This is a genomic window from Amycolatopsis sp. NBC_00355 (assembly GCF_036104975.1).
Lineage (GTDB): Bacteria > Actinomycetota > Actinomycetes > Mycobacteriales > Pseudonocardiaceae > Amycolatopsis.
The window spans coordinates 1,253,192-1,279,607 of sequence record NZ_CP107982.1 but is presented as its reverse complement, the minus strand read 5'-3'; the positions used below and the strand labels follow the sequence as shown (position 1 = coordinate 1,279,607).

The 26,416-nt window shown below is 74.9% G+C and carries 1 protein-coding gene and 1 pseudogene; both read right to left on the bottom strand.

Annotation, left to right across the window (positions count from 1 at the left end):
- Positions 1-83: 83 nt before the first annotated feature.
- A pseudogene (locus OHS18_RS05055) lies at positions 84-6,221 on the bottom strand (SDR family NAD(P)-dependent oxidoreductase); the annotation flags it as partial.
- Between the two features lie 54 nt (positions 6,222-6,275).
- Complete coding sequence (locus tag OHS18_RS05050; protein ID WP_328616114.1) at positions 6,276-26,372, bottom strand: type I polyketide synthase; 20,097 nt, start codon at positions 26,370-26,372, stop codon at positions 6,276-6,278.
- Positions 26,373-26,416 lie beyond the last annotated feature (44 nt).

Here is a 26,416-nt window from a genome sequence, read left to right as displayed (position 1 = left end):
GAGTCTGCCGCGGCTTGTCGTGAGTGTTTAGGGCGGTTCTAACCGCCCTAAACACTCACGACAAGTCTGGGCGCTGTCAGCCGTCAGCCGACGTCCGGGAGCCAGGCCCGGACCGCCGCCACCGCCTCGGCGATGTGCTCCTCCACGATCGTGAAGTGGTTGCCCGGCACGTCCGTCACCGTGTCCGCGTGGGCCCAGGCCGAGCGCCACTCGACTTCCGCCTGCTCGGCCACGATCGGCTCCGACGCCCGGACCAGCAACGTCGGGCACGGCAGCGGGCCCAGGTCCCAGCCTTCCATCAGGTCGAAGCACCACGCCATCGCCGACAGCCCGGCGCTCGTGACTTCGGTGTACTGCTGGTTCCGCTTGTACAGCCCCGTCATCAGGCCGCCGCCCGCACTCGCGACGAACTGGCTGTCCACCGCGTACGGGTCCAGCAGCGCCACCCCGGCCGGCGGCGTGCCGCGGCGGGCCAGTTCCGTGGCGATCGCGTGGACCAGCAAGCCTCCGGTGGAGACGCCGAGTACCACGAACGGCTCCCCCGCCGCGTAGGCGAAGATCGCGTCGGCCTCGGCCGCGACCAGCGCGTCCCGGTCGGCCGGCAGCGCTTCGCCGTCGGTGAAGCCCGGGATCGGGACCGCCGAGACGTCGTACTGGCCGCGACACGACGCGGCGAACAGCGAGTACTGCTGCACCCCCGCCATCGCGACCAGAGCCGGGACGCAGATCAGGTGCGGGCCGGGTGCGGCGTCCTGGTCGCGGCGGGCCAGGCGCAGCGGGCGGATCGGCCGGGTCAGCTCGTCCGACGTGCGGAACTTCGGACGCAGGGTCGCCGCGGCGCGCAGGAAGTCGATCGCGTCGGCTTGTTGGCCGTTATACAGCGCCTGCGTGAACAAGCCGGAGATCGTCTCGTTCGCTTGCGCGGACACGGTTTCCGGCGCCGTCGAAGACTCGGCGGGCCGCGAAACGCGCTCCAGCTCAGCGCCCAGGTGGCCGGCCAGCTCGAGCGGGGTCGGGTGGTCGAACACCACGCCGACCTGCAGGATCAGGTCCGTCGCGGCCTGGAGGCGGTTGCGCAGGTCCATCGCGGTCAGGGAGTCGAAGCCGAGTTCGGGGAAGCCGCCGTCGACGGCCACCGCGGCCGCGCTCGGGTGACCGAGCACCGCGGCGGCGAGCGTGCGGACCAAGTCCAGGACGGCCGCGGGACGGCCCTCTTCCGGCAGGTCGGCGTACGTCTTGGCGAACGAGCCCACCGCTTCGGCCGAGACCGCCGAGCGGCGCGACGGCGGCGGGACCAGCACCCGCATCATCGGCGGGACCTCGCCCGACGCGCGCATCGCGGCCAGGTCCAGCCGGATCGCGGCCAGCACCGGGTCGGCCGGGCGGGCCAGCGCGGCGTCGAACAGCGCGACGCCCTGCTCCCCCGTCAGTTCCAGGGCCCCGCCACGCGCTTGGCGGCGGCGGGCGGCGTCGTCGAGCTGCGCGGCCATGACGCTGTCGTTGCGGACCCAGCTGCCCCAGGCCACCGACGTGCCCGGCAGGCCGAGCCCGTGGCGGTGCCGGGCCAGCGCGTCGAGGAACGCGTTGGCGGCGGCGTAGTTGCCCTGCCCGGCGGTGCCGGCCAGGCCGGCGAACGACGAGAACAGGACGAACGCCGCCAGGTCGCGGTCGCGGGTCAGCTCGTGCAGGTGCCAGGCCGCGTCGAGCTTCGGCGCGAACACCGTCTCGAGCTTCTTCGGTGTCAGGGAACCGAGGACGCCGTCTTCGAGTGCGCCGGCGGTGTGGACGATCGCCCGGACCGACGGCTCGGCGTCGAGCAACCGCGCCAGTTCGTCCCGGTCGGACACGTCGCAGGCGCGATAGTCCACCACCGCGTCGAGTTCCGCGGCGAACTCCGCCGCGCCCGGGGCCGTACCGCCGCTGCGGCTCACCAGCAGCAGCTCGCGGACGCCGTGTTCGGTCACGAGGTGCCGCGCGATCGTCCGGGCGAGCGCGCCGGTGCCGCCGGTGATGAGGACCTTGCCCGCGTCGCGCCAGACCTCCACCTCAGCGGCCTCACCGCGTACGCGGGCCAGGCGGCCGACGTGCGGGACGCCGTCGCGCAGCGCCACCTGGGGCTCGCCCGAGGCGAGCAGGCCGGGCAGCATCGGGAGCAGGTCGCGGATGGACTGGTCGCCGGACTCGTCCAGGTCGACGAGCACGAGCCGGCCCGGGTTCTCGGTCTGCGCGGAGCGCAGCAGGCCCCAGGCGGCCGCGGCGGACAGGTCGGCGCCCTCGGTGGCGCCGCGGGTGACGAAGACGAGCCGCGTGGTGCGCAGCCGGTCTTCCTCGAGGAAGGCCTGGACCTGGCCCAGCACCCACTTCGTCAGCAGGTGCGCCGATTCCCGCGGGTCCTCGGGCCGCACGTGCACCAGCGGCACCAGGATCAGCTCGGGCGGCTCCAGGCCGTCGTCGAGGGCGGCGGACAGCGTGCCGATGCCGAGGAACGTCTCGACCGCGCGGCCGAGGGTGTAGACGGCGCCGGTGAGGCCGAACTCGTCGGCGCCGGCCACGACCCAGCTGCCGTCGGCCAGGCGGCCGGGCTCCGGCGCGGGCACGGCCTGCCACTCCCAGCGGAACAGGCTGTCGCCGAAGGTGGCCGGAGCAGCATCGACGGCGGCCGCGCGCAGCAGCAGCGAGCCGACCGATGCCACGGGTGCACCGGTCGCGTCGGCGAGGTCGATGCGGACGCTGCCGGAGCCAGAGGGCGCGATCCGGACCCGGGCCCGCGACGCGCCGACCGCGTACAGCTCGACGTCGGTCCACGAGAACGGAAGGCGGCTCTGGCCGCCGTCGCCGGTGAAGGACGTGGCGTGCAGGGCGGCATCGAGCAGCGCGGGGTGCAGCGCGCACGCGGCCGCTTCGGCGCGGTTCGCCTCGGGCAGCGCGACTTCGGCGTAGACCTCTTCGCCGAGGCGCCACACGGACTCCAGGCCGCGGAAGAGCGGCCCGTATCCGAAGCCGTTTTCGGCGGCCTGGTCGTAGAAGCCGGTGAGGTCGACGCGCTCGGCGCCCGGCGGCGGCCACTCGGCGGGGAACTCCCCCGCCGCCGGCTGCTCGCCGGCGCGCAGGACACCGTTGGCGTGGCACGTCCACGGCTCGTCGCCGTCGGTGTCGGGCCGGCCGTAGACGGCGAGAGTGCGACGGCCCGCCGGCGTCAGCGGGCCCAGCACGAGCTGCGTTCGGACGGCCTGGCCGGCCGGGACGACCAGCGGCACGGCGAGGGTCAGCTCTTCGACGACCGGGCAGCCGGCCTCGTCGCCGGCGCGGATCGCCAGCTCCAGGAACGCGGTGCCGGGCAGCAGCACCGAGCCGCCGAAGGTGTGCTCGGCCAGCCAAGGGTGCGTGGAGACCGACAGCCGCGAGGTGAACAGGAAACCTTCGGTGTCCGGCAACGCCGTCACCGCGCCCAGCAGCGGGTGGTTCGCCGCGCCGAGACCCAGCGCCGAGATGTCACCGGCCGGCCGCAGGCTCGTCTGCGGCCAGATGTTCGTGCGCTGGAAGGGGTACGTCGGGAGCGCGACGCGGCTGCCCGCCGGCAGGTTCCAGTCGACGTCGGCGCCACGGGCGAACGCGGCGCCGACGGCGACCAGGAAGCGGTCCAGGCCGCCGTGGCCCAGCAGCAGGGTGGCCGACGCCGTCGCGCCGGTGCCCGACTCCTCGAGGATCGCCTGCAGCCCGAGGCTCAGCACCGGCTGCGGGCTGACCTCGACGAAGTGCCGGCCGCCGAGCTCCAGGGCGGCGTGGACGCCGGAGTCGAACCGCACCGTGCGTTCCAGGTTGCGGTACCAGTACTCGGCGTCCAGCTCCGAGCCGTCGAGCCACTTCTCGTCGGCGGTGGAGAAGAACGGGATCGCGGACGTCGCAGGGTGCAGCTCGCCGAGGAGGGCGACCAGTTCGTCGTGCAGCACGCGCACCTGCGGGCTGTGCGCGGCGAAGTCGATGCCCTCGACGCGCCAGCGCATCAGGCCGGCCGCCGAGAGGCGCTTTTCGAGGGTGGTGAGCGCGCCGGGCTCACCGGCGACGGTCACCGTGCGGGGGCCGTTGACGGCGGCGATCGACAGGGTGCCGTCGAAGTCGCCGAGCAGGGCGCGGACGTCCTCTTCGGACGCCATCACCGAGAGCAGGCCGCCGTGGCCGGCGAGCCGGTCGCCGATCAGGCGGCTGCGCAGGGTCACGATGCGCGCGGCTTCGGGCAGCGGCAGGGCGCCGGCGAAGCAGGCGGCGGCGATCTCACCCTGGGAGTGGCCCAGGACCGCGGCCGGGCGGACGCCGTAGGAGCGCCAGAGGTGCGCGAGCGACACCATCACCGAGAACAGGACCGGCTGCACGACGTCGACCCGGTCGACCGACGGCGCGCCGTCGGCGCCGCGCAGGACGTCGAGCAGCGACCAGTCGACGTACGGGGCGAACGCCTCGGCGCACTCCTCGATGTGGCGGCGGAAGACGGGTGCGGTGTCGAGGAGGCTCGCGGCCATCTCCGGCCACTGCGAGCCCTGGCCGGGGAACACGAACACCGGTCCGGTCCCGGCGGTCGCGGCGCCGGTGGCCGCGTATGGCGACGGCACGCCGGCGGCCAGTGCGGAGAGGCCTTCGCGCAGGGTGGCGACGCCGGTGCCGGCCACAACAGCGCGGTGGTCGAAACGGCTGCGGGCCAGCAGGGTGCGGGCGATCGCGGCCGGGGGCTGCCCGGTGTGCTCGTCGAGGTGGGCCAGCAGGCCCGCGGCCTGGGCGGCCAGCGCTTCCGGCGACTTCGCCGAGAGCACCCACGGCACGGCGGGCGGTTCCGCCGCCGCGGCCGGCGTCTCGGCGGGCGGGGCTTGTTCGAGGACGACGTGGGCGTTGGTGCCGCTGACGCCGAACGACGAGACGGCGGCCCGGCGCGGAGCTCCGGTGCGAGGCCACGGCCGGGACGTCGTCAGCAGCTCGACGTCACCCGCGGCCCAGTCGACGCGCGACGACGGCGTCTCGGCGTGCAGGGTGCGCGGCAGGACGCCGTTGCGCATGGCCAGGATCATCTTCATCACGCCGCCGACACCGGCGGCGGCCTGGGTGTGCCCGATGTTCGACTTGAGCGAGCCCAGCCACAGCGGCCGGCCCTCGGGCCGGTCCTGACCGTAGGCCGCGATCAGCGCCTGGGCCTCGATCGGGTCGCCGAGCGACGTGCCGGTGCCGTGGGCCTCGACGACGTCCACTTCGGACGGTGAGAGTTTCGCGTCGGCCAGCGCCTGGCGGATCACCCGCTGCTGCGACGGGCCGTTGGGGGCGGTCAGGCCGTTGGACGCGCCGTCGGAGTTGACGGCCGAGCCGCGCAATACGGCCAGGACCTCGTGGCCGTTGCGCCGCGCGTCGGACAGCTTTTCGAGCGCGAGCATGCCGACGCCTTCGGACCAGCCGGTGCCGTCCGCGCCCTCGGCGAACGCGCGTGAGCGGCCGGTCGGCGACAGCGCGCCCTGGCGGCTGTACTCGATGAACACCATCGGCGTCGACATCACGGCGACGCCGCCGGCCAGCGCCAGCGAGCACTCGCCGCGGCGCAGCGCCTGGGCCGCGAGGTGCATGGTGACCAGCGACGACGAGCACGCCGTGTCGACGCTGACGGTCGGGCCCTCGAAGCCGAACGTGTAGGAGATCCGGCCGGAGGCGACGCTGCCGGCGCTGCCGTTGCTCTGGTAGCCCTCGAGGTCTTCGGTGACACCCTGCAGCGCGATCGCGTAGTCGTTGTACATCACGCCGACGAACACGCCGGTGTCGCTGCCGCGCAGCGTGTGCGGGTCGATCCCGGCGGATTCGCAGGCCTCCCAGGAGGTTTCGAGCAGCAGCCGCTGCTGCGGGTCGGTGGCCAGCGCCTCACGCGGGCTCATCCCGAAGAACGCCGGGTCGAAGCCGCCGGCGCCGTGCAGGAACCCGCCCTCGGCGGTGGCGGACGTCCCGGGGGCGCCGGGTTCGCCGAGCAGGTCGGCCAGGGGCCAGCCGCGGTCCTCCGGGAAGCCGGAGATCGCGTCGACCCCGCCGTCGACCAGCCGCCACAGCGCTTCGGGCGTGTCGACGTCGCCGGGGTAGCGGCAGCTCATGCCGACCACCGCGATGGGTTCACCGCCCGCGGATTCCGCCTCCACCAGCCGCTCGCGCGTGCGGGTCAGGTCGGCGGTCACCCGCCGGAGGTAGTCGAGGAGTTTGGCCTCGCTCATCGAACCATCCGTTCGGTCCGGCTGCGGCGTCTCGGTCGCCACTGGTCACCTCACACCCAGGTCGTTGTCGATGAACGCGAACAGGTCGTCGGCGGTGCTGAGCTCCGGGACCGACGAGTCGCCGGCGTCGCGGGCGTCGCCCGAGCCGGTCCACTTGACGAGCAGGGCCTGCAGCCGCACGGTGATCGCGGCGCGGGCGTCGTCGTCGGCGTCGACCGCGGACAGCAGGTTTTCGAGCTTCTGGAGTTCCGCCAGTGCCGGGCGGGCGGCCGCGCCGTCGCCCAGCGCGGACGTGACGAGCAGGTCCGCCACCCGCGTGATGGTCGGGTGGTCGAAGACGAGCGTCGCCGGCAGCCGCAACCCGGTGCGGGCTTCGAGGCGGTTGCGCAGTTCCACCGACGTCAGCGAGTCGAAGCCGAGTTCGGTGAAGCTGCGGTCGGGCCCGACGGCGTCATCGTGGCCGAGCACGGCCCCGACCTGCTTGCCGACCAGGCCGATCGCGAACGGCAGCCGGTCGTCCTGGGGCAGTTCGGCCAGCCGGGTGGCCAGGTCCGCTCCCCCGGATTCGAGGGCCGCGGCCGCGGCACGCCGCGGTGCGGTGGTGACCAGACCGCGCAGGGCCGGCAGGAGCGGGTCCTGCCCGCGCAGCACGGCGAGGTCGAGCCGCAGCGCCGCCACCGCGGGTGACGTCGTGGCGAGGGCGGCGTCGAACAGCGCGACGCCCTCTTCGGTGGCCAGCGGGGGCATGCCGGACCGCTGCATCCGCGCCAGTTCGGCGTCGGTGAGCGCGCCGGTCATGCCGCTGCCGGCGTGCCAGGCACCCCAGGCGATCGAGACGGCCGCCTGGCCCGCGGCGGCCCGCTGGTGGGCGAGCGCGTCGAGGAAGGCGTTGGCGGCGGCGTAGTTCGCCTGCCCGGCCGCGCCGAGCGTGCCCGCGATCGAGGAGAACAGGACGAACGCGCTCAGGTCGCGGCCGGCCGTGAGTTCGTGCAGGTGCCAGGCGGCGTCGACCTTCGGCGCGAACACCGTGCCGAGCCGCTCCGGCGTCAGGGCGCCGAGAACGCCGTCGTCGAGGACGCCGGCGGCGTGCACGACGGCGGTCAGGTCCGGCACCGTGCCGAGCACGGCGGCGAGCGCCGCGCGATCGGCGGCGTCGCAGGCCGCGACGCGGACGTCCGCGCCCAGCTTGGCGAGTTCGTCGACGAGGTCGGGGACGCCGGGGGCGGCGTCACCGCGGCGGCCGAGCAGCAACAGGCGCCGCACGCCGCGTTCGGTGACGAGGTGCCGGGCGAAGGTCGCGCCGAGCCCGCCGGTGCCGCCGGTGATGAGGACGGTGCCGTCGGGGTCCCACAGTGCGGGTTCGGCGGCGGGTTCGGCGGCGGGTTCGGCGGCGGCCAGGCGAGCCGTGTGGAGGTGACCGTCACGCAGCGCGACCTGCGGTTCTCCGGCCGCGAGAGCGCCGGCGACGGCAGCCGACGGGACGTCGCCGTCGTCGAGGTCGAGCAGGACCAGGCGGCCCGGGTTCTCCAGCTGGGCCGCGCGCAGCAGGCCCCAGACGGCGGCCTGCGCGAGGTCGACGTCTTCGGTGCCGACCGCGACGGCGTGGCGCGTGACGACCACCAGCACCGCACCGGCGGCCCGGTCGTCGGCGAGCCACTGCTGGGTCTGGAGCAGGACGTCGGTCGTCACGGTGCGAACCGCCACGGGCACCGGCATGCCGGGCGGAGCCGCGGTGACCGGCAGCAGGACGACCGGCGGCACGGGCTCGGCGGACTCCAGCAGCGCCGCCAGACTCGGGTACTCGTCGGCGCCTTCGGCCGTCAGGCCCGGTCCGGCGATCACCGACGTGCCGGCGGTGACCAGCGTCGCTTCCGGCAGCTGCGGCCAGGTGAGCCGGTAGCCGGTCGTGGTGCGCGCCGGGGCGGCGATCCCGGTCGGGACGGCCCGCAGCGCCAGCGACTTCACCGCCACGACGGGCGTGCCGTCCACAGTGGACGCGGTGAGCGCGATGGCGTCGCCCTCCTGCGGCGTGATCCGGACCCGCAGGCCGGTCGCGCCGGCGGCCAGGAAGGACGCGCCGGACCAGCTGAACGGGAGCCGTCCGGCACCGTCCGCGGACAAGCGGGTGAGCGACGCGGCGTGCAGCGCGGAGTCCAGCAGCGCGGGGTGGACGACGAACGACGCGGCTTCGTCACGATCGTCCTCGGCGAGGGCGACTTCGGCGTAGACGTCGTCGCCGTGGCGCCAGGCGCGAGTCAGGCCCTGGAACATCGGCCCGTAACCGAGGCCGCGCTCGGCCATCGTGTCGTAGAAGCCTTCCAGGTCAACGGCTTCGGCGCCTTCTGGCGGCCAGGCGATCGGGTCGGTGGGTTCGACGCCGGCGGTGGGCACGAGCGTGCCGCTCGCGTTCCGGATCCAGGCCGCGTCCGGGTCGCCGTCGGCCCGCGAGTAGATCCGCAGCGAGCGACGGCCTTCGTCGTCCGCTCCGGCCACCGCGACCTGCAGGACCACGCGGCCCGCGTCCGGCACGACCAGCGGGGCTTCGAGGGTGAGCTCGTCGACCTGCGGGCAGCCCGCCTGGTCGCCGGCGCGGACGGCGAGTTCGAGCAACGCCGTGCCGGGGACCACGACGGCGCCGCCGACGGTGTGCCCGGCCAGCCACGGCTGCGCCGCGACCGACAGCCGGCCGGTGAACAGCAGCCCACCGGTGTCGGGCAGCTCGACGGCCGCCCCGACCAGCGGGTGCCCGGCCGCCCACAGCCCGGCGGCGGAGACGTCGCCCGCCTGGGCGAGCAGGCCCTGCGGCCAGATGTGCTGGTGCTGGAACGCGTAGGTGGGCAACGGGACGGTTCGCGCGGGGCCGAACACCGCGGGCCAGTCCGCGGCGACGCCGGCGACGTGCAGCCGCCCGAGTGCCTCGGTCGCCGCGGTGGCTTCGGGCCGGTCGCGGCGCAGGAGCGCGACGGTGGTCTGACCGGCGTCGAGCGACTCGGCGGCCATGGCCGCCACGGTGCCGTCCGGGCCGATCTCGGCGAAGACGGTGACGCCCAGCTCGGCCAGGCGGCGCACGGCGGGGCCGAACCGCACCGGGCGGCGGACCTGCTCGACCCAGTGGTCGGCGGACGCGAGGACTTCGGCGGTGACCAGGTCGCCGGTGACCGTGGAGACGATCGGCACCGACGGCGTAGCGGCTGTCAGCCCGGCGACGACCTTGCGGAAGTCGTCGAGCATCCCGTCCATGCGCGGCGAGTGGAACGCGTGGCTGACGCGCAGGCGGCGGATCTTGCGGCCGTCCGCGGCGAACCGCGCGGCGATCTCCTCGACGCGCCCGGCCTCACCGGACAGGACGACCGACGACGGCCCGTTGACCGCGGCGAGGGCGACCTCGTCCTCGCGGCCGTCGAGCAGCGGCCGGACCTCGTCCTCGGTGGCCTGGACGGCGATCATCGCGCCGCCCTCGGGCAGCTGTTGCATGAGCCGGCCGCGCGCCGCGACCAGCGTGCAGGCGTCGTCGAGGCTGAAGACGCCGGCCACGTGGGCGGCGGCGATCTCGCCGACCGAGTGCCCGGTCAGGTACTGCGGCTCGACGCCCCAGGAGCGGACCAGCCGGTAGAGCGCGACTTCCAGGGCGAACAGCGCCGGTTGCGCGTACCGCGTCTCGTCGAGCGCGGCCGCGGCCTCGGTGCCCTCCTCGGCGAAGAGCAGTTCCCGCAGCGGGCGGTCGAGTTCGCGGTCGAGCCGCGTGACGACCTCGTCGAGCGCGTCGGCGAACGCCGGGAAGGCGTCGGCCAGCTCGCGGCCCATGCCGGCCCGCTGGCTGCCCTGCCCGGCGAACAGGAACGCCGGCACGGCTTCCCCGGACGTCCCGGTGACAAGACCGGCCGAGGAGCCACCACGGGCCAGAACCTCAAGCCGCGCTTCGAGTTCTTCGCGGGTGCTGCCGACGATGACAGCCCGCTCGGCGAAGTGCGTCCGGGTCGTGGCGAGCGCGAGGCCGAGGTCGGCGGCGGACGCGGGGTGGGCCTTGGTGTGCGCGAGCAGCCGTTCCGCCTGGTCGCGCAGGGCGTCCGGGGTACGGCCGGACAGGAGCCACGGCACGACCGCGGGTTCCGGCCGGACGTCCACCGGCGCCGCCGCGACGGTGGGCGGCTGCTCGATGACGGTGTGGGCGTTGGTGCCGCTGATGCCGAACGACGAGACGGCCGCGCGGCGCGGGCGGCCGCGGTCGGGCCAGGCGCGGGACTCGGTGAGCAGCGCGATCGTGCCGTCCGACCAGTCGACGTGCGTGGACGGCTCGGTGACGTGCAGGGTGCGCGGCAGCGTGCCGTGGCGCATGGCCTGGACCATCTTGATGATGCCGGCGACGCCGGACGCGGCCTGCGTGTGGCCCAGGTTCGACTTGATCGACCCGAGCAGCAGCGGGTCGGCGTCGCCGCGTTCCCGGCCGTAGGTGGCCATCAGCGCCTGGGCCTCGATCGGGTCACCCAGCGTCGTACCGGTGCCGTGCGCCTCGACGACGTCGATGTCCGAAGTGGACAGTCCGGACGCGGCGAGCGCCTGGCGGATGACGCGTTGCTGCGAAGGGCCGTTCGGCGCGGTAAGGCCGTTGGACGCGCCGTCGGAGTTGACCGCCGACCCCTTCACCACGGCCAGGATGTCGTGGCCGTTGCGGCGCGCGTCCGACATCCGTTCCAGGACGAGGATGCCGGCGCCTTCGGACCAGCCGACGCCGTCGGCGGTGTCCGAAAAGGACTTGCAGCGGCCGTCGGCGGACAAGCCGCGCTGGCGGCTGAAGCCGATGAACGTGCTCGGCGTGGACATCACGGTGACGCCGCCGGCGAGCGCGAGCGAGCATTCCCCGTTCTGCAAGGCGCGGGCCGCGAGGTGCAACGCGACCAGCGACGACGAGCACGCCGTGTCGACGGTCAGCGTCGGGCCTTCGAGGCCGAGCGCGTAGGCGACGCGGCCGGAGGCGACGCTCGGCGCGCTGCCGTTGCCCTGGTAGCCCTCGGTGTCCGGGCTGCCCTGCAGCAACATGCCGTAGTCGGAGTACATGACGCCGACGAACACGCCGGTCCGGGAGCCGCGCAGCGACGCCGGATCAACGCCGGTCCGCTCGACGGCTTCCCACGACACTTCGAGCAGCAGCCGCTGCTGCGAGTCCGTGGCCAGGGCTTCACGCGGGCTCATGCCGAAGAACGCCGGGTCGAACTCCCCCGCCTCGTGCAGGAAACCGCCGCTGCGGGTGTAGGACGTGCCGGGGTGGTCGGGGTCCGGGTTGTAGATGCCTTCGACGTCCCAGCCGCGGTTGGCCGGGAAGTCCGAGACGGCGTCGACGCCGCCGTCGACCAGGCCCCACAGGTCCTCGGGCGAGGTGACCCCGCCCGGGTAGCGGCAGCCCATGCCGACGATGACGATCGGGTCGTCGTTGACGGCCTTCGCCGGGACGACCACCTGGGCGGGCACGTCGGCCTCGCCGGCGATCTCGCCGATCAGGTACGCGGCCAGCGCGGCGGGGCTCGGGTAGTCGAAGGTGAGCGTCGCGGGCAGGCGCAGGCCCGTCGCGGCGTCGAGGCGGTTGCGGAGTTCGACCGCCGTCAGCGAGTCGAAGCCGAGTTCGCGGAACGGGCGGTCGGCGGAGATACCGGCGGACGTGCTGTGCCCGAGCACCGCGGCGACCTGCCCGCGGACCAGGTCGAGCACCGCGCGGGCCCGTTCGGCGGGGTTCATCCCGGCGAGGGGGTCGTCCAGCCGCGGCAGGTTGGCCGCAGTCTGGCGGACCGGCGTCCGGACCAGTCCGCGCAGCAGGTGCGTGACCTCGGGCTGGACGCTGAGCGCGGCGAAGTCCAAGCGGACCGGCAGCACGGTGTCGAGACCGGTGGCGCAGGCCGCGTCGAACAGCGCCAGGCCCTGCTCGGGTTCGAGGGCGGGCATACCGGACGCGGCCATCCGCCGCAGGTCGGTGTCGGTGAGCGTGGCGGTCATGCCGCCGGCGCGGGACCACGCGCCCCAGCCGAGCGACAGCGCCGGGAGGCCGGCCGCGCGACGGCGCCGCACGAGGGCGTCGACGGCGGCGTTGGCCGCGGTGTAGTTCGCCTGGCCGGCCGCGCCGAAGGTGCCCGCGACCGAGGAGAACACGACGAACGCGTCGAGGTCCGCGGTCAGTTCGTCGAGGTGCCAGGCGGCGTCGAACTTCGGCGCGAACACCGTGTCGAGGCGCTCGGGGGTGAGGGAGCCGAGGATGCCGTCGTCGAGGACGCCGGCGGCGTGCACGACCGCGGTCAGCGGATGGGTCTCGGGAATGTCGGCAAGGACCCGCGCCAGGTCGGCGCGGTTAGCGACGTCGGCCGCGGCGGCGGTGACCTCGGCACCCGACTCGGCCAGCTCGGCGATCAGGTCCGCCGCGCCCGGGGCGTCCGGGCCGCGACGGCTGACGAGCAGCAGCCGCCGGGTGCCGTGCGTGGTCACGAGGTGGCGGGCCAGGGTCGCGCCCAGTCCCCCGGTGCCGCCCGTGATCAGGACGGTGCCGTCGCCGTCCCAGGCGATCGGCGTGACGTCGTCGCGGCGCGGGGCCCGGGCGACACGGGCGGCGGTGATCTCGCCGGCACGCACGCGCACCTGGGGCTCACCGGTGGCGAGGACGGCTGCGAGGGAGTCGGTGTTGTCCACGTCAGCCAGGACGAACCGGCCCGGGTTCTCCCGCTGCGCCGAGCGCACGAGGCCCCAGACGGCGGCGGACGCGAGGTCGGTGTCGGCCTCGGCAGTGACGAAGACCAGCCGTGAGCCGGTCAGTTCCGGCGCCGCCGACCAGGCCTGCAGCAGGGCGAGCGCGTCGACGGTCGCGGCGCGGACACCTTCGGGGTCGCCGGTGCGGGCCGGGACCGGGTAGATGACGACCTCGGGTGCCGCCGCAACGACTCCGGCGAAGTCCGGCAGGTCGGCGCCGAAAACGGCCCAGTCCGGGCCTGCTTCGACGTCCGGGCGGGGCACCGGGATCCAGTCGAGGTGGTAGAGGGAGTCGGTGTCGTGGCCGACCTTGGCCACGGCCGCGGGGCGCAGCACCAGCGAGTCGATCGTGGCGACCGGGTCGCCGGCCGCGTCGCGCAGTTCGATCGCGACGGAGTCCTCGCCGCGCCGGGTGATCTTGGCCCGGACGACGGCGCCGCCGCTCGCGTGCAGCGTGACGCCGCTCCACGCGAAGGGCAGCCGGCCACCGTCCACATCGGTCAGTCCGGCGTGTTCGGACGCGTGCAGGACGGCGTCGAGCAGCGCCGGGTGGACGCCGAACGCCGCCGCGTCGCGCTCGGCTTCCTCGGGCAGGACGACGTCGGCGAAGACCGCGTCCTGGCCGCGCCAGACGGCCTTGAGGCCGCGGAACAGCGGGCCGTAGGCGAACCCGCCGGAGGCGAGGCGTTCGTAGAAGCCGTCCAGGGAAACGGGTTCCGCATCGGTCGGCGGCCACGTGCGGTCGCCGTCGGCGGGCTGGGTCGTGCCGGTGCCGAGGCGGCCGCTCGCGTGGCGCGTCCACGGCTGTTCGCCGCCGCCGGCGGGGCTGGAGTAGACGGCGAGGTCGCGGTCGCCCGCGGACCCGGCCGGGCCGACGACGACCTGCAGGCGCACGCCGCCCTCGGGCGGCAGGACCAGCGGGACTTCGAGGGTGAGTTCGTCGACGCGGGCGCAGCCGACCTGGTCGGCGGCGCGGATCGCGAGGTCGAGGTAGGCGGTGCCGGGCAGCAGGGCCGCGCCGAGCACGAAGTGGTCCGCCAGCCACGGGTGCGTCCGCAGCGAAAGCTGGGCGGTGAACAGGAACCCGCCCGAGCCGGGCAGTTCGACGCCGGCGCCGAGCAGCGGGTGCCGGGCCGCGGTCAGGCCGACCGAACCGAGGTCGCCCGGGACCGCGCCGGTGGTGCGGGGCCAGTAACGCTCCCGCTGGAACGGGTAAGTGGGCAGGTCCGGGCCCGGCCCGGCGGCCGGCCCGAAGAAGGACGTCCAGTTCACGGCCACGCCCGCCACGTGCAGGCGGCCCAGCGCCCGGACGAACGCGGTTTCTTCGGGCTGGTCGCGGCGCAGCAGCGGGACGCACGCGACGTCGGCGTCCAGGGACGCGGCGGTGGCGGCGGACAGCGAGCCGTCGGGCCCGAGTTCGACGACGGCGCCGGCGCCGTACTCGCCGAGCGCGGCGACGGCGTCGGCGAACCGGACGGGCCGGCGCACGTGGTCGACCCAGTACTCCGGCGAGCGCAGTTCGGCCGCGTCGGCGAGGCGGCCGGTCACGGTGGACACGATCGGCAGCCGCGGCTCGCCGAACTTCAGGCCCGCCAGGACGGCGGCGAAGTCCTCGAGCATCGGGTCCATCAGCGGCGAGTGGAACGCGTGGCTGACCGAGAGCTGCCGGACGCGGTACCCAGCGGCGGTCAGGGCGGTGCTGCTGAGCTCGACGGCGTCGGCCGTGCCCGCGATGACGACGGCGTCCGGGCCGTTGACGGCGGCGATCGACGTGCCGTCGGCCAGGAGCCCGCGGACGTCGGCCTCCGGCGCGCGCACCGAGGCCATCGCCCCGCCCGTCGGGAGCGCGGCCATCAGGCGGCCGCGGGCGGCGACGAGCGTGCAGGCGTCGGCCAGGGACAGGACCTCGGCGACGTGGGCCGCGGCGATCTCGCCGACGGAGTGCCCGACGAGCCAAGAAGGCTTGACGCCGAAGGATTCCAGCAGCCGGTACAGCGCGACGCTCAGGGCGAAGGTGGCGGGCTGGGTCCAGTCGGTCCGGTCGAGCAGCGCGGCCTCGGGGGTACCCGGCTCGGCGAACAGGACTTCCCGCAGCGGGCGGTCCAGGTGCGGGTCGAGGTGGGCGCAGACGGCGTCGAGCGCGGCGGCGAACACCGGGAACCGCCGGTACAGCTCGTGTCCCATGCCGGGACGCTGGGCGCCCTGACCGGCGAAGACGAACGCGCTCTTGGCCCGCGAGCGCGCGGGCGCCGTGGCCGGGGTTTCCCCCGCGGCGAGGGCGGCGAGTTCGGCCAGCGGGTCGTCGCCGACGATCGCGGCGCGGTGTTCGAACGCCGTGCGCGTGGTGGCCAGCGCCCGGGCGAACCCGACGGGTGCGGGCTCCGCGGACAGGAGGTCGTGCAGCTGCCCGGCCTGCGCGGCGAGGGCCTGCGGGGTGCGCGCGGACAGCAGCAGCGGCACGGTCGCGGGTTCGGCCGCGACGGGAGCTTCCGGCGCGGGAGGGGCTTGTTCGAGGATCGCGTGGGCGTTGGTGCCGCTCAGGCCGAACGACGAGACGCCGGCGCGGCGCGGGCGGCCGGTCTCGGGCCAGGTCTGGTGCTCGGTCAGCACCTTCACCGCCCCGGCGGTCCAGTCGACCCGGCTCGACGGCTCGTCGACGTGCAGCGTCCGCGGGAGTTCGCCGTGGCGCAGGGCCAGGATCATCTTGATGACCCCGGCGACGCCGGCCGCGGCCTGAGTGTGGCCGAGGTTGGACTTGACCGCGCCGAGCCAGAGCGGCTCGCCGTCGCGGTCGCGGCCGTAGGTGGCCAGCAGCGCCTGCGCCTCGATCGGGTCGCCCAGGACCGTGCCGGTGCCATGGGCCTCGACAGCGTCGACGTCCGATGTGGACAGTCCGGCGTCGGCCAGGGCCTGGCGGATGACGCGTTGCTGGGCCGGGCCGTTGGGGGCCGTCAGGCCGTTGGACGCGCCGTCGGAGTTGACGGCCGTGCCGCGCAGCACCGCCAGCACCGGGTGCCCCAGCTCGCGGGCGGTGGAAAGCCGCTCCACGACAAGCATGCCGGCGCCTTCGGACCAGCCGGTGCCGTCGGCGGCGTCGGCGAAGGGCTTGCAGCGGCCGTCGGCGGCGAGGCCGCCCTGGCGGGCGAACTCGGCGAAGGAGTTCGGGGTGGACATCACGGTGACGCCGCCGACGAGTGCGGCGCCGCACTCGCCGCGGCGCAGGGCCTGCGCGGCCCAGTGCAGCGCGACCAGCGACGACGAGCACGCGGTGTCGACGGTGACCGACGGCCCTTCCAGGCCGAGGGTGTAGGACAGCCGGCCGGACATCACGCTCGCGGTGTTGCCGGTGGCGAGGTGGCCCTGGACGTCCTCGCTGGAGGTGGCGAGCAGGTTCACGTAGTCCTGGCCGTTGGTGCCGACGAACACGCCGGTGTCGCCGCCGCGCAGGGTGGCCGGGTCGATGCCGGCGCGCTCCAGCGCTTCCCACGAGACTTCGAGGAGCAGCCGCTGCTGCGGGTCCATCGCGACGGCTTCCCGCGGCGAGATACCGAAGAAGTCCGCGTCGAAACCCGCCACGCCGTCGAGGAAACCGCCGGTCAGCGCGTATTCGTAGCCGGAGGCCAGCATGCCCAGGTCCCAGCCGCGATCGTCCGGGAACGCGGAGATGCCGTCTTCGCCGCCGGCGAGCAGGCGCCAGTAGTCCTCGGGACCGTCGACGCCGCCGGGGAACCGGCAGCCCATGCCGACGATGACGATCGGGTCGTCGTCCGCCGCCGCGGCGCCCGTGACCAGTCGGACCGGCGTTTCGAGGGTGCCGGCCAGCTCGCCGAGCAGGTACTCGGTCAGGACTTCCGGGGTCGGGTGGTCGAAGACCAGCGACGGCGGCAGGTCGAGCCCGGTCGCCAGGGTCAGCGTGTTGCGGAGTTCGACCGCGGTGAGCGAGTCGAAACCGAGGTCGCGGAACGCGCGGTCGGCCGCGACACCGCCGGTCCCGGCGTGCCCGAGGACCAGGGCGACTTGTTCCAGCAGCAGGCCGAGCAGGAAGTCGAAGCGGTCGTGCTCGGGCACGGCCGCCAAGCGGGCGCGAAGGCCTTCGTCGCCGCGCGGCGACGAGCCGCGCAACGCCGCCAGGACGTCTTTCGCGGCCGGGATGCCGCTGAGCAGCGGGCTCGGCCGCAGCCCGGAAAGCACGGGTGCGTACCGGGTCCAGTCGATGTCGGCGACGGCGACCGTCGTGTCGTCGTGCCCGAGCGCCCGCTCCAGCGCGGCGCTCGCGCGTTCGGGGTCCATCGGTGTGAGACCACCGCGGCGGGCGCGCTCGGCGACCCCGGCTTCGAGCATGCCGTCGCCCGCCCACGGGCCCCACGCGACGGATGTCGCGGTCAGGCCGAGGCCGCGGCGGTGCTCGGCGAGCGCGTCGAGGGTTGTGTTCGCGGCCGCGTACCCGGCCTGGCCGGCGGACCCGAAGGTGCCGGCGACCGAGGAGAACAGTACGAAGTTCGCGAGGTCGGCGGTGCGGGTCAGCTCGTGCAGGTGCATCGCCGACGTGACCTTGGCGCGGTGCACGGCGGCGAACCGCTCGGGGGTGAGCGAGTCGAGGACGGCGTCGTCGAGCACACCGGCGGTGTGCACGACCTCGGTCAGCGGCCGGTCTTCGGGGATGGTGGCCAGTACGGCGGCGAGGGCGGCGCGGTCGGCGACGTCGCACGCGGCGATCGTCACCTCGGCGCCCAGCTCGGTCAGCTCGTCGCGGAGTTCAGCCGCGCCTGGTGCGTCGGCCCCGCGGCGGCTGAGCAGCAGCAGGTGGGTGCGGCCGGCGCCGGCCAGGAGACGGGCGGTGACGGCGCCGAGCGCTCCGGTGCCGCCGGTGATCAGGGTGGTGCCGCCCGTGACGTCGGCGCGCGACCGGCGGGTCGTGACCGGAGCGGCGACGACGCGGCGGCCGAACACTCCGGCGGGGCGGATCGCCAGCTGGTCCTCGCCGTCGGCACCGGCCAGCGCGGCGGAGAGACGTCTAGGCACCTCGGTGTCGAGGTCACCCGGGAGGTCGATGAGGCCGCCCCAGCGCTGCGGCAGTTCGAGCGCGGCGGCGCGGCCGAGGCCCCAGACCGCGGCCTGGGCGGGCCGGGCGACCGGCTCGCCCGGCGAGACGGCGACGGCTTCGCGGGTCACGCACCACAGCGGCGCGCCGATCCCGGCGTCGCCCAGGGCCTGCAGCAGCGTGGTCGTCGCGGTCAGCCCGGCCGGGACGCCGGGGAAGCCGGATTCGTCCAGTGCCAGCAGGGAAAGCACCCCGGTGACGTCGTTCGTCAGGAGCGCGGCGACCTCGGCGCGGTCCAGCGCCGGGTCGAGGGCCAGGGGGGCCGTGCCGAAGTACCCGGCGACGGTGGTGACCCACGGGTCGTCGGCCAAGGCAGCCGGCACGACGACGAGCCACGACGTGTCGAGGGCGCCGGAACGGCCGGCGTTGACCGGGGTCCAGGTCGCACGGTAGCGCCATCTGTCCACAAGGGACTCGTCGGCGCGGGATCGGCGGTAGGAGGACAGCGCGGGCAGGATCGCGCCGAGCGAGGCGTCGTCGACGTCGAGGCGCGCGGCGAGGCCGGCGGTGTCCAGGCGCTCGACGGCGGCCCAGAACTCGGCGTCGGCGGACTCGGCGCCGGCCGGGATCGCGGGGGCGGCCGGCGGCCAGAACCACTCGTGCTGGAAGGCGTAGGTCGGCAGGGTGACGCGGCGGGCGCCGGTGCCGGCGTAGAAGGCGGGCCAGTCGACGCGGGCACCCTCGATGGACAGCCGCCCGAGGGCGCCGACGAGCGTCTCGACGTCGTCGCGGTTGCGGCGGGCGATCGCGACCGCGGGCACGTCGGGGAGGATCTCGGTGACCATCGCGGACAGCACGGCGTCCGGCCCGACCTCGACGAACAGGCCGGTCCCGGCCTCGCGCAGCCGGGTCGTGACGTCGGCGAAGCGGACGGGCTCGCGGACGTGGGCGACCCAGCGTTCCGGGTCGGTGACGTCGCCGTCGGCGATCAGCGGCACCGTCGGGGCGCTGAAGGTCAATCCCGCCACGACCTCGCGGAACGCGGGCAGCATCGGGTCCATCAGCGCCGAGTGGAACGCGTGCGAGACCGTCAGGCGTTTGGTCTCCTCGAAGTGGCCGGCGGCGGCGAGCACGGCCGCCTCGGCGCCGGAGAGCACGACCGAGCGCGGGCCGTTGACCGCGGCGAGCGAGACGTCGTCGTCCAGGTACGGCGCGACCTCGTCTTCGGTGGCACGGACGGCGACCATCGCACCGCCCGGCTCGAGCTGCTGCATCAGCGACGCGCGCGCCGTGACCAGCGTGCAGGCGTCGTCCAGAGAGAGCACCCCGGCGACGTGCGCGGCGGCGATCTCGCCGACGGAGTGGCCGGCGACGAAGTCGGGCCGGACGCCCCAGGCGGTGAGCAGCTTGGCCAGCGCGACCTCGACGGCGAACAACGCGGGCTGGGCGAACTCGGTGCGGGACAACGCTTCGGCGTCGTCCGACCAGAGGACGTCCCGCACGCGGGAGTCGAGGCGGTCGAGCAGCTCGTCGAGGGCGGCGGCGAACACCGGGTACCGCTCGTAGAGCCCGCGGGTCATCCCGGGCCGCTGGGCGCCCTGGCCGGTGAAGACGAACGCGGTCTTCGGGATCGACTTTGCTTCACCCAGGCTGACCAGCGGAGACGGCCGCCCGGCAGCCAGTGCGGCCAGGCCGTCGGCGGCCGACGCGGTGTCGGTCGCGCGGACGACGGCGCGGTGGTCGAACGCCGATCGCGTGGTCGCGAGGGAGAACCCGAGGTCGGCCAGCGGGGTCCCATCGACGACGTCGAGCAGGCGGGCAGCCTGGTCGCGCAGCGCGTCCGGGGTGCGGCCGGTGACGACCAGCGGCACGCAGGTCGGCTCAGTCGCTTCCACGACGGCGGGCGACGCGGCGGGCGGCTCTTCGATGATCGTGTGGGCGTTGGTGCCGCTGATGCCGAACGACGAGATGCCGGCCCGGCGGGGGCGGCCGGGCGAGGGCCACGGCTGGGCGTCGGTGAGCAGTTCGACGTTCCCGGCGGTCCATTCGACGTGCGTCGAGGGTTCGGTGACGTGCAGGGTGCGTGGCAGCGTCTCGTGGCGCATCGCCTGGACCATCTTGATGATCCCAGCGACGCCCGCGGCGGCCTGCGCGTGGCCGATGTTGGACTTGATCGAGCCCAGCCGCAGCGGCGTCTCGCGGTCCTGGCCGTAGGTGGCGAGCAGGGCCTGGGCCTCGATCGGGTCACCCAGGGTGGTGCCGGTGCCGTGCGCCTCGACGACGTCGACGTCCGCAGTGGACAGTCCGGACGCGGCCAGCGCCTGGCGGATCACCCGCTGCTGCGAGGGGCCGTTGGGGGCGGTCAGGCCGTTGGACGCGCCGTCGGAGTTGACCGCCGAGCCGCGCACGACGGCGAGGATGTCATGGCCGTTGCGGCGCGCGTCCGACATCCGCTCCAGGACGAGGATGCCGGCGCCTTCGGACCAGCCGACGCCGTCGGCGGTGTCCGAGAACGACTTGCAGCGGCCGTCTTCGGCGATGCCGCGCTGACGGCTGGAGGCGATGAACGAGCCCGGCGTCGACATCACCGTGACACCGCCCGCGAGGGCCAGGGAGCACTCCCCCTGCCGCAGGGCCTGCGCGGCCCAGTGCAGCGCGACCAGCGACGACGAGCACGCGGTGTCGACGGTGACCGTAGGCCCTTCGAGGCCCATCGTGTAGGCGATCCGGCCCGAGGCGACGCTCGGCGCGCTGCCGTTGCCTTGGTACGCCTCGGCTTCCGGGCTGCCCTGCAGCAGCATCCCGTAGTCGGAGTACATCACGCCGACGAAGACGCCGGTGCGGGAGCCGCGCAGCGACACCGGGTCGACCCCGGCACGCTCGACGGCTTCCCAGGAGACCTCGAGCAGCAGCCGCTGCTGCGAGTCCGTGGCGATGGCTTCGCGCGGGCTCATCCCGAAGAACGCCGGATCGAACTCCCCCGCGTCGTGCAGGAAACCGCCGCTGCGGGTGTAGGACGTCCCGGGGTGGTCGGGGTCGGGGTTGTAGAGGCCTTCGACGTCCCAGCCGCGGTTGACCGGGAAGCCGGACACCGCGTCGACACCACCGTCGACCAGGCCCCAGAGGTCTTCCGGCGAGCCGACGCCGCCCGGGTACCGGCAGCCCATGCCGACGATGACGATCGGGTCGTCGGACACCGGCCGCAGCGTCGTCGGCGTGTCCGTGGTCTCGGCGGCGGCGCCGGTCAGTTCCCGGTCGAGGTGGGTGGCCAGTGCGCTGGGGGTCGGGTAGTCGAAGACGAGCGTCGCGGGCAGGCGCAGACCGGTCGCGGCGTCGAGGCGGTTGCGCAGCTCGACGGCCGTCAGCGAGTCGAAGCCGAGGTCCTTGAACGCGCTACGGACGTCGACGGTGTCGGTGGCCGCGTAGCCGAGCACGAGGCCCGCTTCGGCGCGGACGAGGTCTTCGAGGACGCGGGCCCGGTCGGCCGGGTCCAGCGCGCCGAGGCGTTCGGCCAGCGCGGACGCCGGGACCGCGCCGGCCGCCGGTCGGCCGCCACCGGGCACGAGCCCGCGCAGCAGCGGCGGGATCCCCGGCCGGCCGCGCAGGGCGGCGAGGTCCACGCGCATCGGCAGCACGGCGGGTTCGTTCTCGGCCAGCGCCGCGTCGAACAACGCGAGGCCCTGGGCGGGGTCGAGGGACGGCAGGCCGGCGGCGGCGAGGCGCCGGTGGTCGGCGTCGGACAGGTGCGCGGCCATGCCCGCGTCACCGGCCCAGGCGCCCCAGGCCAGGGACAGGCCGGGCAGGCCCGCGGCGCGGCGGTGCTGGGCGAGCGCGTCGAGGAAGGCGTTGGCGGCGGCGTAGTTGCCCTGGCCGGGGCTGCCGAGCACACCGGCGGCCGAGGAGAACAGGACGAACGCGCCGAGGTCGTGGTCGCGGGTCAGTTCGTGCAGGGCCCAGGCCGCGTCGACCTTGGCGCGGAAGACGGTGGCGACGCGTTCGGGCGTCAGGGTTTCGATGACGCCGTCGTCGAGGACGCCGGCGGTGTGCACGACGGCGCCGAGCGGGTGCTCGGCCGGAATATCGGCCAGCAGAGCGGTCAGGGCGTCGCGGTCGGCGGCGTCGCACGCCACCACGGACGCCTGTGCGCCGAGCGCGGTCAGCTCGGCGACGAGGTCGGGCGCACCGGGCGCGTCCGGGCCGCGACGGCCGGCGAGCAGCAGGTGCCGGACGCCGTGCTCGGTGACCAGGTGCTTCGCCACCAGGCCGCCCAGTCCCCCGGTACCACCGGTGACGAGGACCGTGGCGCCGTCCGGGATGCGCGACGCAGCAGGCTCGCCGACGGGCAGCCTGGCCAGCCGCGGCAGCACGATGCCGCCGTCGCGGATCGCGGCCTGGGACTCGCCGGAGCCGAGCAGCCGCGGCAGGACCGCGGCGAGGTCGTCAGGATCGGTGACGTCGACCAGCACGAACCGGTCCGGGTGCTCGGCCTGGGCCGCGCGCACGAGACCCCACACCGCCGCGGCGGCGGGATCGACGTCGTCATCGGGGAGGACCGCCTCGGCGCCGCTGGTGACGAACACCAGGCGCGAGCGGCCGAAGTCCTCGTCGGCGAGCCAGCTCTGCAGCAGTTCGAGGGCCCAGGAGGTGGCGGCGTGGGCCGCGGCCGCGTCGCCCTCACCGGTCGGTACCGGGGCGAGCACGACGGCGGGCGGGGTGTCGGCGGCGATCCGGATGGTGCGCAGGTCGTCGAACACGGCCGGGGCGGAGAAGCCGAAGTCCGCGCCGTGGCCGAGGAGCACCCAGTCCGCGTCGTCGGCGGGCTTGGTCATCGAGACGGCCGGGACCGGCGTCCACACCGTGCGGAACAGCGATTCGTGGCGGGTGGCCCGGACTTCGCCGGCGCTGACCGCGCGGAAGGTGAGCGATTCGGCGGCCAGCACGGGGTTGCCCGCCGTGTCGGTGACCGCGACGGAGACGGCGTTGTCGCCGGCCGGGGCGAGCCGGGCGCGCAGCGTCGAGGCGCGAGTGGGCTGCACGCCGACGCCGCGCCAGGAGAACGGGAGGCCGTCGCGGTCTTCGTAGTGGGCCGACGCGTGCAGGACCGCGTCCAGCAGGGCCGGGTGCAGGCCGAACGACGACGCCTCGGCCTCGTGCTCCGGCGGCAGCGCGACCTCGGCGTAGATCTCCTCGCCGACGCGCCAGGCGGCGCGCAGGCCGCGGAACGCCGGGCCGTAGTCCAGGCCCTGGTCGACGAGCCCGTCGTAGAAGCCGTCGAGGACGATCGGCTCGGCCCCGGCGGGCGGCCACTGCGGGCCGATCGTGGCGGCCGGGGCGCCGCCGACGCCGAGGCGGCCGCTCGCGTGCCGCACCCAGGTCTGGGCGTCGCCGTCGTCCTGCTGCGAGAACACGCTCAGCGAGCGGCTGCCGTCGACGTCGGGCGGGCCGACGACGACCTGCAGCCGCACCCCGGTCGTCGCGGGCAGGACCAGCGGGGCCGCCAGGGTGAGTTCTTCGACGCGGGCGCAGCCGACCTGGGCGCCGGCGCGGCCGGCCAGCTCCAGGAACGCCGTGCCGGGAAGGAGTTTCGCGCCGAGCACGACGTGCTGGCCCAGCCACGGCTGGCGGTTCACCGACAGCTGGCCGGCGAAGAGGAGCCCGCCCGACTCGGGCAGCTCCACGGCGGCGCCGAGCAGCGGGTGCCCGGCCGCGTCGAAGCCGTGCCGGCTGAGGTCGCCGCCGGTGCCGGCTTCGAGCCAGTAGGTGCGGCGCTGGAAGGCGTACGTCGGCAGCTCGACCGTCCGGGCGCCGGTGCCCTCGTGCCACGCGGTCCAGTCGAACTCGCCGCCGCGGACGTGCCAGCGGGCCAGGGCCGAAAGGAGCGTGGTGGTCTCGTCACGACCGCGACGGGAAGCGGGGACGCAGTCGGTGTCGAGCGCCGGGTCGAGCAGCTCCGCCGTCATCGCGGACAGCGTCGCGTCCGGGCCGACTTCGAGGAAGGTGCGCGCGCCGCGGGAGACGAGGTCCGCGACCGTGTCGGCGAACCGGACGGCGTCTCGCACGTGCGCGACCCAATAGTCCACAGTGGACACGTCGCCGCTCGCGGCGAACGGGATCGACGGGGCGGCGAACTTCAACCCGAGCAGCACCCCGCGGAACTGGTCGAGGATCGGGTCCATCAGCGGCGAGTGGAACGCGTGGGACACCTTGAGCCGCTTGGTCTTCTCGAAGCGCCCGGCGACGGCCAGCACGGCGTCCTCGGTGCCGGAGAGCACCACGGCCTGCGGGCCGTTGACGGCCGCGATCGCGACGCCGTCGGTCAGCAGCGGCAGCACGTCGGCTTCGGCGGCCTGCACGGCGACCATCACGCCGCCGGCCGGCAGGGCCTGCATGAGCCGGCCGCGGGCGGAGACGAGGGTGCACGCGTCGGCCAGGGACAGCACCCCGGCGACGTGGGCCGCGGCGATCTCGCCGACCGAGTGGCCGGCGACGTAGGCGGGCCGCACGCCGAGGGATTCGAGCAGGCGGTAGAGCGCGACCTCGAAGGCGAAGAGGGCGGGCTGGGCGACGCCGGTACCGTCCACAGCGGACTCGTCGGCGCCGGTCAGCGCGTCGCGGACCGGCGGGTCGAGCAGCGCGAGGACCTCGTCGAGGGCCGCGGCGAACACCGGGAACGCGGCCGCGAGGGTGCGGCCCATCCCGGCCCGCTGCGAGCCCTGGCCGGTGAACAGGAACGCCGCGTCGCCGGTGTGCAGCGCCGAGCCGATGTGCACGCCGGGGACGACGGTGCCGGTGGCGAGCGCGCGCAGGCCGTCGAGGAGCTCGTCTCGGGTGGTGCCGGTGACGACGGCCCGCTGCGGGAACGCGACACGGGTGTCCGCCAGCGAGTGGGCGACGTCAAGGGCGCTCTGGTCGCCGAGGTGGGCGAGCAGGCGCGCGGCTTGATCGCGCACGGCGTCCGGGGTGCGGCCGGAGATCGGCCACAGGTACCCGGCGGGCTCGCGCCGCGGCTCGGCCGCTTCGACCGGGGTTTCGCCCGGCTGCTCGAGGATGATGTGCGCGTTCGTGCCGCTGATGCCGAACGACGACACGGCCGCGCGCCGGGGCTTCCCGGTCTCCGGCCAGGGCCGCTGCTCCGTGAGCAGCGAGACGGCGCCGGCCGTCCAGTCCACATGGGACGTCGGGGCGTCGACGTGCAGGGTCTTGGGCAGGACGCCGTGGCGCATGGCCATGATCGTCTTGATGATGCCGCCGACGCCGGCCGCGGACTGCGTGTGCCCGACGTTCGACTTGAAGGAGCCCAGCCACAGCGGCCGGTCGGCCGGGCGGTCGCCGCCGTAGGTGGCCAGCAGGGCCTGGGCCTCGATCGGGTCGCCGAGGACCGTGCCGGTGCCGTGGGCCTCGACGGTGTCGATGTCGGCGGGCGCGAGGCCGGCGTTGTCGAGAGCCTGGCGGATCACGCGCTGCTGCGACGGGCCGTTGGGGGCGGTGATGCCGTTGGACGCGCCGTCGGAGTTGACCGCGGACCCGCGGAGCACGGCGAGCACCTGGTGCCCGTTGCGCCGCGCGTCGGACAGCCGCTCCAGCAGCAGCATCCCGGCGCCTTCGGAGAACCCGGCGCCGTCGGCCGCGTCGGCGAAGGACTTGCAGCGGCCGTCGGAGGCGAGGCCGCCCTGCCGGTCGAACTCGCCGTACAGGCCGGGCGTCGCCATCACGGTGACGCCGCCGGCCAGCGCCAGCGAGCACTCGCGGGCCCGCAGCGAGCGGGCGGCCCAATGCAGCGCGACCAGCGACGACGAGCAGGCGGTGTCGACCGTGACGGCCGGGCCTTCCAGGCCGTAGAAGTAGGCGATCCGGCCGGAGATGACCGAGCATTCGGTGCCGGTGACCAGGTAACCCTCGACGCCGTCGGGCAGCGCGGCGAGGCCGCGGCCGTAGTCCTGCGACGCCGCGCCGACGTACACGCCACCGGCGCTGCCTTCGAGGCTGCCGGGGTCGATCCCGGCGCGCTCGAACGCTTCCCAGGCCAGCTCCAGCACGATCCGCTGCTGCGGGTCCATCGCCAGCGCTTCCCGCGGCGAGATGCCGAAGAACGCCGGGTCGAAGTCGCCGGCCTGGTGCAGGAATCCGCCCTGGTGGGCGCTCTCGGGCCAGCCGCGGCCGTCCGGAAAGCCGGACACCGCGTCGACCCCGTCGGCGACCAGCCGCCACAGCTCGTCCGGGGACGCGACCCCGCCCGGGTAGCGGCAGCTCATCGCGACGATCGCGACGGGCTCGCTCGACGTCGAGAGGAGATTCTGGTTCTGTCGCCGCAGCTGCTGGTTCTCCTGGACGGCGACGCGCAACGCCTCGACAACTCGATCGGACCCGGCCGGCATAGTCTTCTCCACGGTGAGCGCATCGGTGTTGACGGTTACCTGGG

What these genes read in the sequence shown, in the direction of transcription:
- OHS18_RS05050 (WP_328616114.1), bottom strand. Translation starts at nt 26,372, where the DNA reads ATGCCGGCCGGGTCCGATCGAGTTGTCGAGGCGTTGCGCGTCGCCGTC.